Source organism: Arthrobacter sp. JZ12 (assembly GCF_035189165.1).
In the GTDB taxonomy this organism is placed as follows: domain Bacteria; phylum Actinomycetota; class Actinomycetes; order Actinomycetales; family Micrococcaceae; genus Arthrobacter_D.
In genome coordinates this window covers 2037215-2053780 of the sequence record NZ_CP045246.1, presented here as the reverse complement: position 1 = coordinate 2053780, position 16566 = coordinate 2037215, and the positions used below count along the sequence as shown (strand labels likewise).

Sequence of the window (16566 nt, the reverse complement as noted above, 5' to 3'; positions counted from 1 at the left end):
TGCCGGCCCCGCCCCTGCGCGCGGAGGCTCGTCCTGTCGGACTCGCGCTCCGCGCTCCGACAGGCCCGAAGCCACACCCCGGCCGGCATGTCTCGAGCGGCTTCCGCCGTTAACGTCACCGCACCGCGCGTGTAGAAATTCGAGTTTCACTAAAATGGCTTGAAAGAGCCGAAAGAGGTTGTGTCTGCCATGTTTGAGTCCATTCAGGGCCTGCTCGATGAGCATGCTGATCTGCAGGTCCGGCTGTCCGATCCGGCCGTCCATGCCGATCAGTCGCTGGCACGCAAGCTCGGCCGGCGCTATGCGGAATTGAGCGGCATCGTCGAGGCCCACACACGGTGGCGCGGGCTTGAGGATGATCTTGAAGCTGCACGGGAGATGGCCGATGATCCCGAGTTCGCCGCCGAGATTCCGCAGCTCGAAGAGCAGTTGGAGGCCGCCCAGGAACGGTTGCGCCGACTGCTGATCCCACGGGATCCAAACGACGCCCGCAACGTCATCATCGAGGTCAAGGGCGGCGAAGGCGGCGACGAGGCTGCACTGTTCGCCGGCGACCTGCTGCGCATGTACGCCCGCTATGCCGAATCCCGTGGCTGGAAGACCGAAATCATCTCGGCCACCGAATCCGACCTCGGCGGGTACAAGGATGTCCAGATGGCCATCAAGGGTTCGTCCAACGATCCGGCTGAAGGCGTTTACGCCCGGTTGAAATTCGAGGGCGGCGTACACCGCGTCCAGCGCGTTCCAGTCACCGAATCACAGGGGCGCATCCACACCTCTGCGGCGGGTGTCCTGGTGTTGCCTGAGGTTGATGAACCCGAAGAGGTCGAGATCAACCAGAATGATCTGAAGATCGACGTGTACCGTTCCTCGGGACCGGGCGGACAGTCCGTCAACACAACGGACTCCGCCGTACGCATCACCCACCTTCCCACCGGCATCGTGGTGGCCATGCAGAACGAGAAGTCCCAGCTGCAGAACCGTGAAGCTGCCATGCGGGTGCTGCGTTCGCGCATCCTCGCTGCCAAGCAGGAAGAAATCGACGCCGCCAACTCCGACATCCGCAAGTCCCAGGTGCGCACCATGGACCGTTCGGAGCGGATCCGCACCTACAACTTCCCGGAAAACCGGATTGCCGACCACCGCACGGGCTACAAGGCCTACAACCTCGACGCCGTCATGAACGGTGAGCTGGAGCCGGTGGTCCAGTCCGCCATCGAGATGGACGAGCAAAACCGCCTGGCCGCGATCGGCGACGAGGCGTAGGTCCACCCAAACCATGGAATCCCTGGCTTCCGCCCTGCGCGAGGCGACGGCAACGCTGAGGCTCGCCGGTGTTCCCAGCCCCGGAGTGGATGCGGAGCTGCTGGCCGCGCACCTGATGCGTGAGAACGTGGGCCGCGTCCGGGCGCTGGCACTCATCGGGGCAACAGCACCGGAGGGTTACGCGGATCTCGTTGCCGAGCGTGCGCGCCGCGTGCCGCTGCAGCACATCACCGGCGTGGCGTACTTCCGCGGACTGGAACTCGCCGTCGGGCCCGGCGTCTTCATTCCCCGACCGGAAACGGAGACGGTTGCGCAGCTCGCTATAGACGCCGCCCGCGCCCTCGACGCGCCGCGTGTTGCCGACCTCGGCACTGGATCCGGAGCAATTGCAGGGTCGATCGCGCAGGAGGTCCCGGCGGCAGAGGTCTTCGCCGTCGAACTGAGCGAGCTTGCCCGCGCCTGGGCGGCACGCAATCTTTCCCCTCTCGGCGTCACGCTGGTTGCCGGGGACTATACGGACGCACTTTCCGAGCTGAACGGAACCTTCGACGTCGTCGTCTCCAACCCGCCCTACATTCCCACGGAAGCGGTCCCGCGCGAGCCCGAGGTGGCAGAACACGATCCGGAGATGGCCCTGTACGGAGGAAGCGCCGACGGGTTGCGCCTGCCGTTGGCTGCGGCCCGCGCAGCCGCGCGCCTGCTCCGGGAGGGGGGCTACTTCGTCATGGAACACGCAGAAGTCCAGGCTCCCGCCCTGGCACGCATTCTGACTGAAGACCGGTTCTGGTCCTCGGTCCGCACCCATCCGGACCTGTCGGGCCGCGACCGCGCCACCTCTGCAATCCGCACCGATGTGCCATGGAACGGCCGCTGATGAAAGGATGGCCAGCGTGAGTGTCACGTTTGACTGTTCAGATCCCAACCAGCGCAGCGAAGGCCTTGCCCGCGCGCAGAGCACGCTTGCTGCCGGGCAGTGCGTGGTGATTCCCACGGACACCGTGTACGGCATCGCCGCTGACGCCTTCAACCCTCGGGCGGTCGCGGGCCTGCTCGCAGCCAAAGGGCGGGGGCGCAGCATGCCTCCGCCGGTCCTTATTCCGCGCCAGCAGACCATGGACGGTCTTGCCACCGACATCAGCCCGGAGGCCCGGCTGCTGGCCGAAGCATTCTGGCCCGGCGGACTGACGCTGATCTGCCACGCCCAGCCGTCGCTGAGCTGGGACCTGGGTGACACTTTCGGCACCGTTGCCCTGCGCATGCCGAACGACCGCCTCGCACTGGACCTGCTGATCCTTACCGGTCCGCTTGCCGTGTCCTCAGCGAACCGGACCGGCAACCCGGCCGCTGTTACTGCCGCAGACGCGCTTGAGCAGCTTGGAGAGTCGGTCGACGTGTACCTCGAGGACGGACAGCGCTCACACGACGCCGGAGCGTCCACCATCGTCGACACGACGGGCGACCTGCCGCTCGTGGTTCGCGAGGGAGTGATCTCCTTCGAGGAACTTCGCAAGGTAGCGCCGGGCGTGGTGCTCGCCACGGAACCTCCCGCAGCGCCGAGCAATGCCGACGAAGCCGCCACAACGGAACGCCCGAATGAGGACAGCGCGGTCAGGAACGACGACGCCGGCGCGCCCCTGCCGCCTCAAGGATCGGACTGATCCGGCACGGCAGGACGATGCCCTCCCGGTCGGTCCACCCGGCTACCTGATCCTGTCCGAACCACATCAGTTCCACCCGTCGAACTGCGCCGTGCAGGCGTTCACCGAGCAGGCTTGAGACGGCGTAGGCGCAGCGCAGGACCAGCCGGCAAAGCACTGACGGCAGGAGCAGCGGCGTCCCACCGGCCGACTCAAGAACCGATCGAACGGTAAGGCGCTCCCACGGCTGCAGCACGATCGCCGGCACGGAGCCGTTCCCAACCGCACCTTCCCGAGATCCGAGGATCCGCACCAGTTCCGCAAGCGCGTCCACCGAGGCAACGGGACTGGGAGCCGTTCCCGGTGCGGCGACCGACGCAAGGGGTGAGGCGGCAAGTCTGGCCAGCGCCGCCGTCGTCGGCCGGTCAGGGCCCTGTACGGAAGTGGCGCGCACAATGACAACGTCGAGCCCCTCCGGTGTGTCGTCAGCGGACGTGTTGAACGCAAGGGACTGTTCGCCCAACGCCTTGCTGCGTGAGTAGGGGGAGAAGGGTGCCACGTCGGGGGTTTCGTCCAGTACCGGCCGGTGACCCTGCACGGCGGCGCTGCTCAGGTGGATCAGGCGCCTGACGCCCGCAGCCTTGCCGGCCCGCATGAGCAGCACCGGAAGCAGCGCGTTGGCGCCGCCCAGGACGGCGGTGTCTGTGCTTCCGGGAGCGGCCGCGCCCGCGGCATTGACCACGACAGCTGCCCCGGACAGCTGCTCCGCGAGCTGGTGCACGACGGCGGAGAGGCGGTCGGCGGCGTCGTGCACGTCAGCCGGGGATGCGGCGTCGCACTGCAGGCGGGGCGCAGAAAGCGACAGCGTCTCTTCGCCGGCATTGCTGAGCGCCTTCAGCACTGCTGAGCCGACGAATCCGCTGCCGCCCACCACCGCCCACTTCATTGGGCATCCGATTCGTGTGGAGCAAGCGCCGGCATCGGTGCCCAGTCGGGATCATCGAGGATGCGGCGGGACTCACGCCAGCCGTTCCAGAGTGAGCCCACGCCGGAGAGCGTCCGTTCCACGGCCACCAGCCGCAGGAGCTCCTTGCCCGCCGTGAGGACCGTGCCGAGGGCAAAGCCGAGCCGGTTGAACCGGCCGTGCTCCTTCAGGTACCGGGCCAGGTGTCCGCGGTTGCGCATCCCGCAGTACCTGCCCAGGTTGCTGGAGTCGTTCAGGTGACGCACCCCGAGGTCAATCTGTTTCTGCGGCCGCGCCTTGCGGAGGACGAACCTGTCGATGTAGACGACGGGTTCCTGCCGGGAGATGAGCCAGCCGTACGTGGTGTCGTCCCCGTTGATGAAGAAGCGCGGGTCCGGCAGGCCGACCGTCCGCACGACGTCCGCGTGCAGCAGGACGCCCTCGAAGCACGCGACATTCGTCTGGAAGACGGGGGAGTTGGCGAACACGTTGCCGGGAACGGGAAAGTGGACCCCGAGGAACTCATTGAACCGGTGCTGCCAGAAGAATGGCTCGCCGGTGTGGTCAAGCCGGCGCCCGTGCAGGCAGCGGTACCGGGCCAACCAGGGGGCAAAGGAGGCGAGGGCATCGGGAAGTACCTCGACGTCGTCGTCCATGAGCCATAGCCACGTGGCGCCGTCGGCGATTGCCCGCTCCACGCCTGCCGAAAATCCGCCGGAGCCGCCGGCGTTCACGGGCAGCCGGTGGACCGTCAGCGGGACGTTGAGGGACTCGGCCGCCGTCTGCAGCACCTCGCCGGTCGAGTCGGTACTGGCATTGTCGACGACGACGACGCCCGCCGGGGCCGGCTCAAGCTGGCCGATCGACGCAAGCAGCCGGCGCAGGTACTCCGCGCGGTTGAACGTTGCCACCACAATGGTGACCGGCTGGGACCCTGAAGTCATCGTGTCAGAATCCGAAGTCCGACGGCGGCCCGAAACTGCGCCCGCGCACTCCCGCGATATAGGCGCGCGCCCAGGACAGGAGTCCGGCCACATCGCCACGGCGCAGGTAATAGAGCGGGTAGCCGACAACGTCGGCGATGAAGGACTTCGGACGCAGGTAGCGCCGAGTCAGGTGTCCCCGGTTCCGGAAGAAGTAGAAACGCTTGAAGGGCGTCTGGGGCACCAGGACATGGAGCCGGTCGCCGAGTACGTGCTGCACTTCGTCCCAGCCCGGCGGATGGCTGAGCGCCACAGTGGTCACTGTGCCGAACGGGATTCCCGCTCGGCGGAGGCGGAGCATGAAGTCGGTCTCGTCACCTCGGATGAAGAGGCGCAGGTCGGGCAGGCCGACCCGGAAAAATACGTCCGCGCGGAGCAGCGCCCCATTGAAGAACTGGGCAATGTCCGGGATGAAGCCGCGATCCTCGACCAGCTTGCGGTCGTGCGTGGTGCGGCCCGCGACACGATAGGGGAAGGACAGCCGGCTTGCGTCGGTCGGCGCCACGATCAGGGGTACGACGACGTCGAGCTGCCGCTCGCGCGCGGCTTTCAGCAGGCTGCTGAGAACCCTTGTGTCTTCGGGATGTGCGTCGTCGTCCATGATCCACACCCAGTCGGCGCCGCTCGCGATTGCCGAGAGGATGGCCAGCGAGAAACCGCCGGCACCGCCGAGATTGGTTCGGGAACGGATGTAGTTGACGGGCGCCGCGGACTGTTCGGCGAGGGAGGCGACATCCTGAGTACCTGAGTCCACGAGCGCCACCGAGGTGAGCGGGTGGTCCTGCGCTGCCAGCGCCGCCAGGAGTGTCTGTACGTCATCCGGCCTGTCGAAGGTCACGGCCGCTACAGCCACGGTTTCCTGCAAAACGGTCCTCTCGGAAAGAGCAAGGCGATTCGTGTCCTGCCGGGACCCGTTCACGAAGGGCGCCGGGCAGTACGGCTAGTATTCTCGGGTAGGGAAAGTCTAGTACACCGCTGGAGTCGTCTCCGGCGCGTCGGCGAAGGCGGCGGTCCACGCCGCGTTACCGCTCCACCCAAAGGAATTATGGAACAAACGGACAACCGGGAGCCCTCGGCCGGCGGAAATCGGGATCATTCCGCTGCCCGGACGGACAAGCCGGCCCTTTGGCTCTGGTCACAGTACGCCTTCGACTCGCTCGCCTGGATCGTTGCGGTTCTGCTTGCCCTCATCCTGCGACTGGAACTGCTGGTCAACCAGGTCAATGTTCCCGGGGCTGTTGCGTTCTGCGCCATCGCAGTGATCTCCCAGCTGATCGTGGGAGTCAGTTTTGCGCTTTACCGTGGGCGTTATGCCTTCGGCAGCTTCCACGAGGCCAAGCTGCTGGTGATCGTTACGGTCATTGTGTCGGTCATCCTGCTGCTGGTGAGCGTGGCGTTCGTGTCGGTGATCCAGATTCCGCGAAGCGTCGCCATCATCGCCTTCCCGTTTGCCTGCATGTTCATGGCTTCAACCCGCTACCTCAAGCGAATGTATGTCGAAAGCAAGGCCAAGCCCGGCGATGACGCCCAGCGAACGCTGATCTACGGTGCAGGCTTCCTCGGTCAGTCGCTGGTGACCCGGATGATGCAGGACCGCGATTCCCCCTATTTCCCTGTGGGCCTGATCGACGACGACCCCGCTAAGAAGCACCTGCGCCTTGCCACCGTTCCGGTCATGGGGAGACTCGAAGACCTGCCGGAGATCGCGCGGCGCACCCGGGCGACGGCCCTTGTTATCGCCTTCTCCGACGTCGAAGCCGCCCAGGTCCGCCGCGTGTCGGATCTGGTGGAGGGGCTCAATATACGGGTCCTGGTACTCCCGCCACTTCGCGAGATGCTCGCCGCTGGCGGAGGAAAAGGCCTCACCGACTTCCGTGAGGTTGCAGTCGAGGACCTCATCGGGCGGCGGCCTGTCGACATCCACGTGGAAGAGGTAGCCGGCTACATCTCCGGTCGCCGTGTGCTCGTCACCGGAGCGGGTGGTTCCATCGGATCGGAGCTGTGCCGGCAGATTGCGGAATACAACCCGGCCGAGCTGATCATGTTGGACCGGGACGAGACAGGACTGCAGGCCACGCAGATTTCGCTCACTGGCCGCGGACTGCTCACGGGCAAAGACACGGTGCTGGCGGACATCCGGGACGCCGAGACGCTCCGCACCATCTTCCTCGACCGCATGCCGGAGGTTGTCTTCCATGCGGCGGCCCTGAAGCACGTCTCCCTGCTTGAGCAGTACCCCGAAGAGGCCTGGAAGACCAACGTGCTGGGGACGCTCAACGTACTGCGGGCCTCCCAGGCTGCCGGGGTCGGCACCTTCGTCAACATCTCCACGGACAAGGCCGCCAACCCCACCAGCGTTCTGGGCCATTCGAAGCGCGTAGCTGAGAAGCTCACGGCCTGGGCCGCGGGAGAAGAAGGCAAACGGTACGTGTCCGTAAGGTTCGGAAACGTGATTGGCAGCAGGGGGTCAATGCTGCCGCTGTTCACCGAGCAGATCCGCGTGGGCGGACCGATCACGGTCACAGATCCGGAAGTGACGCGGTTCTTCATGACCATTCCGGAGGCATGCCAGCTGGTCATCCAGGCAGGTGCGATCGGCACCGGGGGCGAAGTCATGCTGCTGGACATGGGTGAGCCGGTCAAGATCCTCGACGTGGCACGCCGGATGATCGCAATGTCGGGCAAGGACATCAAGATCGAGTTCACCGGCCTGCGGAAGGGCGAAAAGCTCCATGAGGACCTGGTGGGTGTCGACGAGGTGGACTCCCGTCCGCTGCATCCAAAAATTTCGCACGCCCGGGTTGCTGCCCTCGATCCCGAGCTGCTCGATCTCCGGGACTGGAAGGCCAAGGGCGGTATCGAAGAGTGCCCCCAGAGCCTGGAGCCGCCCGCGGAGAAGGGCGCCTGATGCTGCTCTGGGTCGTTGTGGGATCGTCCCTGCTGCTGAGCGTGCTGCTGCCGTTCCTGCTCAAACCACTGCTGCACAAACTCGGAGTGCTTGACGTTCCCAATGAGCGGTCCTCCCACCGCACTGTGGTCATCCGGGGCGTTGGCATCACGGTGGCGGTCGGCATCGTCGTCGGGCTTGTCCTGTCCCTGGTGACCGGGCTTGTTCCGGTGGACCGCTCGGTCGTGCTCATCGTGACGGCGATCCTGGCGGCCGCGGCACTCCTGGGCTGGATCGAGGATTACCGCGGGCTTTCAATCCGGCTTCGTGCGCTGCTTCAGGTGTTGATCGGCGCCATTGGTACAGCGGCCCTCGCCTGGACGATGGAACAGTCGTTCTGGTGGGTGCCGTTCGGTGCGCTGGCTGTCGCCGCCTACATCAACGCGGCGAACTTCATGGACGGAATCAACGGAATCTCGGGACTGCACGGCATCCTCGTCGGGGTTTTTTACGCGATTGCCGGATCGATGGTCGGCCAGTTCTGGCTCACCGTTGCGGGTCTGGTGGTTGCAGCCGCCTTTGCCGGCTTCCTTCCGTGGAACCTTGGACGGGGCTTCGTTTTCCTGGGCGACGTCGGCAGCTATCTCCTCGGGGCGTCGATCGCGGGCATGGCAGTGGCCGGTCTCCTGGCCGGGGTCTACCTCGAATACCTCTTCTCGCCGGTGATCGTGTACCTGGCCGATACTTTCATCACCTTCCTGCGCCGAGTGCGTGCGGGGGAGCGGTGGTACGCCTCGCACCGCGAGCACGTCTACCAGAGGCTCACCGACGTCGGTCTCAGCCACCTGCAGGCTGCGCTGGTGGTGACCGTATGTTCCGGACTGGTCGGCGCTGCCGGCTTCGTGCTAGCAACGGCGTCCCCTCCTCTTGCGGTGGCCTGCTCAGTATTCGCAGCAGCGGTGGTGGCCCTCTACATCAATTCACCGCGCCTGCTGGCCCGACACCCTTCCCACACCGGACGGATAGTTAACTAAGGCAATGAACAGCGGGAGCCGATTTCTATCTGCTGTAGAATTCAGTAGGCCGGCAGGCGGATTTTCGCTGCTGTGCCATTCCCAACCACGAACGGATTCCCATGAACACATCTGACGCTGCGCGCGCCCGTGTGTTCGGCGGTGCCTCGGGGCCCACAGTGTCCCTCTGGCTCCGAATCCTTGTCCGCTGCGCCGTCGCTACCGGCGCCGCAGCCGTAATGATGACGGCGGCTGCATTCCTTGCCGCCGACGGGGGAGCGGCGGCCAGCGTGCTGGCCGGCTGGGGGTTGGTCGCACTCTTCTTCGGCATCAGCCTGTTGATCGGCCACTTCGTGGGCCGCGATAATCCATCGGGTGCGCTCGGCGTTTTCCTCATCACGTACGTGATTAAGGTGGTTGGGTTCGCTGCTGTGCTCTTCCTGCTCGGTACGCCGCCATGGCTGGACCGCGTGTGGTTCTTCAGCACCGCGGTCGCCACCGTGGTGATCTGGCAGATTGTCGAGGTGGCGGTGTTCGCGCGTGCGCGGCATCAGTTGTACAACGACGCCGGTGCCGGGCATGGTGCGCCCGGCAACTCTGGAACACAGGCGGTGGACGGACGTGGGTGAGACCCCGAAAACTCCAGGCAGCAGCGAAAACGGCCGCGGTGAGGCAGATCCCCGCGGACGCTACGGCGACGCCGGATACAACGACGGACTGGCGGTTTTCAGCTACATCATTGGCGGGATCATCGTCTGGAGTTTGATAGGCTGGGGGCTGGACAATCTCCTGGGAACGCGTTTACTCGTGCTCGCTGGAGGCCTTCTGGGTGCCGTAGGTGGTTTCTATCTTTCCTACAAGCACAACCTCACCCGCTCAAACTCCTCCCGTCCCGGCTCGCTGCCGGGGGACGGGCCCGGCCAGGCGGAAGGTCCCCAGAGTGACGCCAAATAATTTCATGAGTCGGAGCAGTAACTCTGTGCCCGATCACATTACGCCCAACGATGGACACTGCAGAGAGGAAACGCGTTGATCGCGCTTGCGCTCCCCGCTCAAACCGCCACTGAGGAGGGCTTTGTTCCCCCCTCGATCGAAGAGGCACACCCACCGAACATCCTCCCGTGGGAGCTCCCCTACGGCGTTTGGTTCGCCCCCGGATTCGGCAAGCAGATGCTCCTGGTCATCCTCTCGGTTGTCCTCATCGGCACCTTCTTCTACCTTGCATCGCGGCGCGGACAGCTCGTTCCCGGAAAGCTTCAGTTCGTCGGCGAGGCTGCGTACGGATTCGTCCGCAACTCCATCGGCAAGGACATCATCGGCGGGCGCGACTTCCTGAAGTACGTTCCGTGGCTGTTCACTGCGTTCTTCTTCATCCTGGTGAACAACATCTTCGGTGCGGTTCCGCTGCTGCAGATTCCGAGCTTCTCCCACCCGGGAAGCGCATACGCCATCGCAGCCATCTTCTACATCCTCTGGATCTCGGTCGGTGTGAAGAAGCACGGTTTCCGCTACTTCAAGCTCGCAGTCGTTCCCTCCGGTGTGCCCTGGTACATCATGCCGCTGGTTGTACCGATCGAGATCATCTCGAACTTCCTGGTTCGCCCGGTCACCCACTCGCTCCGTCTTTTCGCGACCATGCTCGCAGGCCACCTGATCGTCATGCTTGCCGGCAGCGCGATCGAGTTCATGGCGCTCTCCGGGAACGTGCTGCTTCAGGGCACCGGCATCCTGGTGCTGGGCGGCGCGATCGCAATGTACATGCTCGAGGCTCTGATCATGATCCTGCAGGCTTACGTGTTCACCCTGCTGGCCGCGATCTACATCGAGGGCGCGCTTCACGCGGACGCCCACTAATTAGTTACACAGTCTTCCCCGCTGGGGATGATCCCAACCAACCTGCCGCATCTGGCGGCATCTTGAAAGGAAAACAATGGAAGGCAATCTGAACCTCGTAGGTTACGGTCTCTCCGCAATCGGCGGTGGTATCGGTGTAGGCCTGGTGTTCGCCGCTTACATCAACGGTGTGGCACGTCAGCCCGAGGCCCAGCGCGTACTGCAGCCGATCGCGTTCCTTGGTCTGGCACTGACCGAAGCCCTCGCCATCCTCGGTCTGGTCTTCGCCTTCGTTCTCTAGAAGAGTCGCTGGTCAACCATACGGACTAGTTGTAGAAAGACGGGTGAAACATGGATAACGCAGTAGTACTTGCAGCTGAGAGCCCTCTCGCGCCGAACCTGTGGGAACTGTTGGTAACAGTCGCGGGCTTCGCTGTGCTTATGTACATCGTTATCAAGTTCGTCATGCCGGCGTTCGAAAAGACGTTTGCAGAGCGGACTGAAGCCATTGAGGGCGGGATCGCCAAGGCCGAAGCGGCCCAGGCGGAAGCCAATGCTGCCCGCGAGGAATACAAGCAGCAGCTGCTTGACGCTCGGACCGAGGCCAATCGCATCCGCGAGGAAGCCCGCGCCGAAGGTGCTCAGATCCTCGCTGAGCTGAAGGAAAAGGCTGTCGCAGAGGCAAACCGCATCTCAGCCCAGGCGGAAGCCCAGATTGAGGCAGACCGCCAGGCCGCGGTCGCATCGCTGCGCGCCGAAGTCGGCACCCTTGCCACCGAGCTGGCCAGCCGCATCGTCGGTGAGTCTCTGGCTGATGACGCACGTTCGGCTCGCGTCGTTGACCGTTTCCTCGCTGACCTGGAAGCGGAGTCCGCTACCCAGAGCGCAGGTGCATCCAAGTAATGGCAGGCGTATCAAGCCAGTCCCTGGCGGAGGCACGGCACGAGCTTGAGCCCCGGCTGCGCACGGCATCGCTGACGCTGGCCGAGGAACTGTTCGGCGTGCTCGACGCACTCGACAGCAACGCCGGGCTTCGGCGTGCGCTGACCGATCCCAACCGTGCCGCCGAGGACAAGGTTGCTCTGGCAACCAGCCTGTTCTCCGGCCGGATCTCACCGGAAGCGGCGGAGATCGTCAGGGGCCTGGTCGCCGGTCGTTGGGCCAAGCCGCGGGATCTGGGAGATGCACTGGAATCGCTCGCCGCGACGGTGGCGATTGCGGTTGCGGAGAACAGGGGACAGGGCGTCCTGGGGCTGGAAGGTCTCGAGAACGACCTCTTCTCCTTCCTGAGCGTTGTTGAGTCTAGTCACGACGTGCAGCGGGCGCTGTCGGAGCCACAGGCAGACGGTGCCGCGAAGTCAGCGCTTGCACTGAGGCTGGTGCCCACAGCAGGTGAGGAAGCACGGCTTCTGATCCGCCAGGCTGTGCTGTCACCGCGTGGGCTGAAGCCCTCGGCGCTCGTACAGCGCTTCATTGAGCTGGTTGCCCTGCGTCAGGAGAGGTGGATTGCCAACGTCAGCGTCACCCGTCCGCTGTCGGATGAGCAGTTTGTACGTCTCCAGGCAGGTCTCAACCGGCTGTACGGCCGCGATCTCAAGGTCAACGTGAGCGTGGACCCTTCCCTTGTGGGCGGCGTCCGCGTGAAGGTGGGTGACGAAGTGGTTGACGCCACGGCGGTTGCGCGCCTGGCTGAACTTCGCCGGAAAATGGCTGTCTAGCCACGGCCAAGCCATTCGCGAAGCTCGAAAGCTTCGACACAGACGAAAACAACACGGTCGCCGCTGACACCGCGGTGATCACAACACAGGAGAGCAGGGACTGCAGATGGCCGAGTTGACCATCAACGCCGAAGACGTCCGTAATGCGTTGAACGAGTTCGCGGCGTCCTACGAACCCGGAAACGCAGAGCGGGTCGAAGTCGGCCGCGTAACAACCGCAAGCGACGGCATTGCCCGGGTCGAGGGACTCCCCTCGGTCATGGCGAACGAGCTGCTTCGCTTTGAAGACGGCACACTGGGCCTTGCCCAGAACCTCGACACCCGCGAAATCGGTGTCGTTGTGCTCGGTGACTACACCAACATCGAGGAGGGCCAGGAAGTACACCGGACCGGTGAGATCCTCTCCGTACCGGTAGGCGATGCTTTCCTGGGCCGCGTTGTTGATCCGCTGGGCCAGCCCATCGACGACCTCGGCGAGATCAAGGCCGAGGCACGCCGTGCGCTTGAGCTCCAGGCTCCGGGCGTTACACAGCGTAAGTCCGTGCACGAGCCTATGCAGACCGGCCTCAAGGCAATCGACGCCATGATCCCGATCGGCCGCGGCCAGCGCCAGCTCATCATCGGTGACCGTCAGACCGGCAAGACCGCGATCGCCGTCGACACCATCATCAACCAGAAGGCCAACTGGGAGTCCGGAGACGTCCAGAAGCAGGTTCGCTGCATCTACGTGGCTATCGGCCAGAAGGCTTCGACCATCGCCGCGGTTCGCCAGACTCTGGAAGAGAAGGGCGCACTGGAGTACACCACGATCGTTGCGTCTCCCGCTTCCGATCCCGCCGGCTTCAAGTACCTTGCTCCCTACGCAGGTTCCGCGATCGGTCAGCACTGGATGTACGGGGGCAAGCACGTCCTCATCATCTTCGATGACCTCTCCAAGCAGGCCGAGGCTTACCGTGCGGTTTCGCTGCTCCTTCGCCGCCCGCCGGGACGTGAAGCCTACCCGGGTGACGTCTTCTACTTGCACTCCCGCCTCCTGGAGCGCTGTGCCAAGCTTTCCGACGAGCTCGGCGCGGGTTCGATGACCGGCCTGCCGCTCATCGAGACCAAGGCGAACGACGTCTCGGCCTACATCCCGACCAACGTGATCTCGATCACCGACGGACAGATCTTCCTTCAGTCGGATCTGTTCAACGCCAACCAGCGTCCGGCCGTCGACGTAGGTGTTTCGGTGTCCCGCGTGGGCGGTGCCGCCCAGGTGAAGTCCATGAAGAAGGTCTCGGGCACCTTGAAGCTGGATCTTGCCCAGTACCGTGACATGCAGGCATTCGCCATGTTCGCTTCGGACCTCGATGCCGCCTCCCGCCAGCAGCTCACCCGAGGCGCCCGCCTGATGGAACTGCTCAAGCAGGGCCAGTACTCGCCGTTCCCGGTCGAGGAGCAGGTTGTCTCCATCTGGGCCGGAACCAACGGTTACCTGGACGACGTGCCGGTTGAGGACGTTCGCAAGTTCGAGGGCCAGTTCCTCGAGTACCTGCGTCACAAGTCCTCGGTGCTGACCACCCTGGCGCAGACCAACCAGCTCGAGAGCTCCACGGTGGATGAGCTGAAGGCTCAGATCACCGAGTTCAAGAAGGGTTTCTTCGGTGAGGGCCACGACGGTCTTGTCGCAGGACATGAGGAGCACAGCCCGCTCGATGAGGGTGCTGTGGACCAGGAAAAGATCGTCAAGCAGAAGCGCTAACGGCTCGGGCGCCCGCGCATGACGCGGGCGCCCGGTGCCTGAGCCGTAGTGCCGTGCAGGGACTACGAAGGAAAGGACAAGTATGGGAGCCCAGATCCGGGTCTACCGCCAGAAGATCTCGTCGACCACGTCGATGCGCAAGATCTTCAAGGCGATGGAACTGATCGCTACCTCTCGCATCGGCAAGGCGCGCGCACGAGTGTCGTCGTCGCTGCCTTATGCCAACGCAATCACCCGTGCAGTTTCTGCTGTGGCGTCGCAGTCCGAGATCGACCACCCGCTGACCACCGAGCCGGATCAGGTCCGCCGTGCGGCCGTGCTCATCATGACCTCGGACAGGGGACTGGCGGGCTCCTACTCTGCCACCGTCCTGAAGCAGGCCGAGTCACTGCTCGAGCTGCTGCGTGAGGAGGGCAAGGAAACAAAGGTGTACCTCGTGGGCCGGAAGGCCCAGGCGTACTTCGATTTCCGCCACCGTGCCTATGAGCGAGTATGGACCGGCGGAACCGACGCACCTGAGTTCGAAACAGCCCGGGAAGTCGGCAATGTGCTCCTGGACCAGTTCAACCTGGACTTCGAGGACGGTGGCGTCGACGAGATCCACGTGGTGTACACCCGCTTCCGGTCGATGGTCACCCAGGAACCCACGGTCATCCGGTTGCTGCCCCTCGAGGTTGTGGAGGAGGAAGCTGCCAGTGAGTCTGACATCCTGCCGCTCTACGAGTACGAGCCCGAACCCGAGAGAGTACTCGACGCACTGCTGCCGCGGTACATCGAATCCCGGATCTTCGCGGCTCTATTGCAGGCCGCGGCGAGTGAGCTGGCTGCCCGCCAGCGCGCTATGAAGTCGGCCGGCGACAACGCAACCGAACTGATCAAGAAGTACACGCGCCTTCGCAACACCGCCCGTCAGGCGGAAATCACGCAGGAGCTTTCGGAGATCGTGGCGGGTGCGGACGCACTGAACGCGTCCTGACCGCCGCCTCCGCGGATCCTTCCGGGTCCTCACCGCACTACTATTAGCACCACGCCATCTACCGAATGAAGTGAGAGAGATGACTGCCCAGACTGTTGAGCACAGTACGGACTCAGTTGCCCCCGGCGCGACCGGCCGCATTGCCCGTGTCATCGGCCCGGTTGTCGACGTCGAGTTCCCGGCTGACGCCATTCCCGCTATTTACAACGCACTGACCACCGAGGTGACCCTCAACGGCCAGACGCACACCATCACCTTCGAGACCTCGCAGCACCTGGGCGACAACCTGGTTCGTGCAATCTCACTGCAGGCTACTGACGGCCTTGTCCGCGGCACCACCGTGCAGGATACCGGCGCTCCCATCGCCGTTCCGGTCGGTGACGGCGTAAAGGGCCACATCTTCAACGTGCTGGGCAAGCCCCTGGACGTTCATGAGTCGCAGCTCGAGATCAATGAGCGCTGGCCTATCCACCGTCCGGCTCCCACCTTCGCGCAGCTTGAAGGCTCCACCGAGATGCTGGAGACCGGCATCAAGAGCATCGACCTCCTGACCCCCTACATCAAGGGTGGAAAGATCGGTCTGTTCGGCGGTGCAGGCGTCGGCAAGACCGTTCTGATCCAGGAAATGATCACCCGTGTTGCTCGCAACTTCGGTGGTACCTCCGTGTTCGCCGGCGTTGGCGAGCGTACCCGTGAGGGCAATGACCTCTGGGTTGAAATGGAGGAAGCAGGCGTTCTGAAGGACACCGCGCTGGTATTCGGCCAGATGGATGAGCCGCCGGGAACGCGCCTGCGGGTTGCACTGTCTGCTCTCACCATGGCGGAGTACTTCCGCGATGTGCAGAAGCAGGACGTGCTCCTCTTCATCGACAACATCTTCCGCTTCACCCAGGCAGGCTCTGAGGTCTCCACCCTGCTCGGCCGCATGCCTTCCGCCGTGGGCTACCAGCCGAACCTCGCCGACGAGATGGGTCTGCTCCAGGAGCGCATTACCTCGACCAAGGGTCACTCGATCACGTCGATGCAGGCGATCTACGTCCCGGCGGACGACTACACCGACCCGGCACCGGCCACCACGTTCGCGCACCTCGATGCCACCACGGAACTTTCCCGTGAGATCGCATCGCGCGGTCTGTACCCGGCCATCGATCCGCTGACCTCCACGTCGCGAATCCTGGATCCGCAGTACATCGGCTGGGACCACTACAACACTGCGGTGCGCGTGAAGCAGATCCTGCAGAAGAACAAGGAACTCCAGGACATCATCGCGATCCTCGGCGTCGACGAACTGTCCGAAGAGGACAAGATTGTCGTCTCGCGTGCTCGTCGCATCCAGCAGTTCCTTTCCCAGAACACCTACACGGCGAAGCAGTTCACCGGCGTCGAGGGTTCGAGCGTCAGCATCAAGGACACCATCGAGGGCTTCTCCGCGATCTGCAATGGCGACCTGGACCACATCGCTGAGCAGGCCTTCTTCAACATCGGCGGTCTCGACGACGTTGAGCGCCAGTGGGCGAAGATCCAAGAGCAGAGCGGAAAGTAAGCCCC

The 16566-nt window shown here is 64.2% G+C and carries 17 protein-coding genes; 14 read left to right on the top strand and 3 right to left on the bottom strand.

The genetic code is table 11. The annotated features are described in order from the left end of the window. Positions 1 to 189 precede the first annotated feature (189 nt). From prfA to GC088_RS09530, 3 genes are read left to right on the top strand one after another with little or no spacing between them, the layout of a single operon-like run. Positions 190 to 1266: a peptide chain release factor 1 gene (prfA, locus tag GC088_RS09540; RefSeq protein WP_323958774.1), complete on the top strand. Its 1077-nt coding sequence runs from the start codon at positions 190 to 192 to the stop codon at positions 1264 to 1266. Positions 1267 to 1279: 13 nt separating this feature from the next. Then, entirely contained in the window at positions 1280 to 2140 is an 861-nt protein-coding gene (gene prmC / locus GC088_RS09535; protein WP_323958773.1) for a peptide chain release factor N(5)-glutamine methyltransferase, read from the top strand. Between the two features lie 7 nt (positions 2141 to 2147). Then, the gene (locus GC088_RS09530; RefSeq protein WP_416377450.1) at positions 2148 to 2924 is read left to right on the top strand and encodes an L-threonylcarbamoyladenylate synthase; all 777 of its coding nucleotides are present in this window, start codon (positions 2148 to 2150) and stop codon (positions 2922 to 2924) included. Here the strand turns inward: GC088_RS09530 and GC088_RS09525 are convergent. The 3 genes from GC088_RS09525 to GC088_RS09515 are packed head-to-tail and all read right to left on the bottom strand — an operon-like array spanning position 2875 to position 5715. After that, positions 2875 to 3849 carry an NAD-dependent epimerase/dehydratase family protein gene (locus GC088_RS09525; protein ID WP_323958771.1) on the bottom strand — a complete coding sequence of 325 codons (975 nt, stop codon included), beginning with the start codon at positions 3847 to 3849 and terminating at the stop codon, positions 2875 to 2877. The genes GC088_RS09530 and GC088_RS09525 overlap by 50 nt on opposite strands. Further along, entirely contained in the window at positions 3846 to 4811 is a 966-nt protein-coding gene (locus GC088_RS09520) for a glycosyltransferase (RefSeq protein ID WP_323958770.1), read from the bottom strand. The genes GC088_RS09525 and GC088_RS09520 overlap by 4 nt, the downstream gene beginning before the upstream one ends. A 4-nt stretch (positions 4812 to 4815) precedes the next feature. Next, a complete protein-coding gene (locus GC088_RS09515; protein ID WP_323958769.1) occupies positions 4816 to 5715 on the bottom strand; it encodes a glycosyltransferase in 900 nt (299 codons plus the stop codon). A 180-nt stretch (positions 5716 to 5895) separates the two neighbouring features. Here GC088_RS09515 and GC088_RS09510 point away from each other — a divergent pair, with 180 nt between their 5' ends. The 11 genes from GC088_RS09510 to atpD all read left to right on the top strand — a co-directional run bounded on the left by GC088_RS09510 (position 5896) and on the right by atpD (position 16561). Next, complete coding sequence (locus tag GC088_RS09510) at positions 5896 to 7758, top strand: polysaccharide biosynthesis protein (protein ID WP_323958768.1); 1863 nt, start codon at positions 5896 to 5898, stop codon at positions 7756 to 7758. Beyond that, the gene (locus GC088_RS09505) at positions 7758 to 8771 is read left to right on the top strand and encodes an MraY family glycosyltransferase (RefSeq protein WP_323958767.1); all 1014 of its coding nucleotides are present in this window, start codon (positions 7758 to 7760) and stop codon (positions 8769 to 8771) included. The genes GC088_RS09510 and GC088_RS09505 overlap by 1 nt, the downstream gene beginning before the upstream one ends. Positions 8772 to 8872: 101 nt before the next feature. Further along, entirely contained in the window at positions 8873 to 9379 is a 507-nt protein-coding gene (locus GC088_RS09500; RefSeq protein WP_323958766.1) for a Cg1360 family ATP-synthase-associated protein, read from the top strand. Beyond that, a complete protein-coding gene (locus GC088_RS09495; RefSeq protein WP_323958765.1) occupies positions 9372 to 9704 on the top strand; it encodes a hypothetical protein in 333 nt (110 codons plus the stop codon). Before GC088_RS09500 ends, GC088_RS09495 begins: the two co-directional genes overlap by 8 nt. 75 nt (positions 9705 to 9779) lie before the next feature. Next, complete coding sequence (gene atpB, locus GC088_RS09490) at positions 9780 to 10604, top strand: F0F1 ATP synthase subunit A (RefSeq protein WP_323958764.1); 825 nt, start codon at positions 9780 to 9782, stop codon at positions 10602 to 10604. A gap of 76 nt (positions 10605 to 10680) precedes the next feature. Next, entirely contained in the window at positions 10681 to 10884 is a 204-nt protein-coding gene (gene atpE, locus GC088_RS09485) for an ATP synthase F0 subunit C (protein ID WP_009356484.1), read from the top strand. 50 nt (positions 10885 to 10934) lie between these two features. Further along, a complete protein-coding gene (locus GC088_RS09480) occupies positions 10935 to 11486 on the top strand; it encodes a F0F1 ATP synthase subunit B (protein ID WP_323958762.1) in 552 nt (183 codons plus the stop codon). After that, the gene (locus tag GC088_RS09475) at positions 11486 to 12301 is read left to right on the top strand and encodes a F0F1 ATP synthase subunit delta (RefSeq protein ID WP_323958761.1); all 816 of its coding nucleotides are present in this window, start codon (positions 11486 to 11488) and stop codon (positions 12299 to 12301) included. Before GC088_RS09480 ends, GC088_RS09475 begins: the two co-directional genes overlap by 1 nt. 106 nt (positions 12302 to 12407) lie before the next feature. Further along, positions 12408 to 14042 carry a F0F1 ATP synthase subunit alpha gene (gene atpA, locus GC088_RS09470; RefSeq protein WP_323958760.1) on the top strand — a complete coding sequence of 545 codons (1635 nt, stop codon included), beginning with the start codon at positions 12408 to 12410 and terminating at the stop codon, positions 14040 to 14042. An 82-nt stretch (positions 14043 to 14124) separates the two neighbouring features. Further along, a complete protein-coding gene (locus GC088_RS09465) occupies positions 14125 to 15018 on the top strand; it encodes a F0F1 ATP synthase subunit gamma (RefSeq protein ID WP_323958759.1) in 894 nt (297 codons plus the stop codon). A 79-nt stretch (positions 15019 to 15097) separates the two neighbouring features. Next, the gene (gene atpD, locus GC088_RS09460; RefSeq protein ID WP_323958758.1) at positions 15098 to 16561 is read left to right on the top strand and encodes a F0F1 ATP synthase subunit beta; all 1464 of its coding nucleotides are present in this window, start codon (positions 15098 to 15100) and stop codon (positions 16559 to 16561) included. The last annotated feature ends 5 nt before the right edge of the window (positions 16562 to 16566 follow it).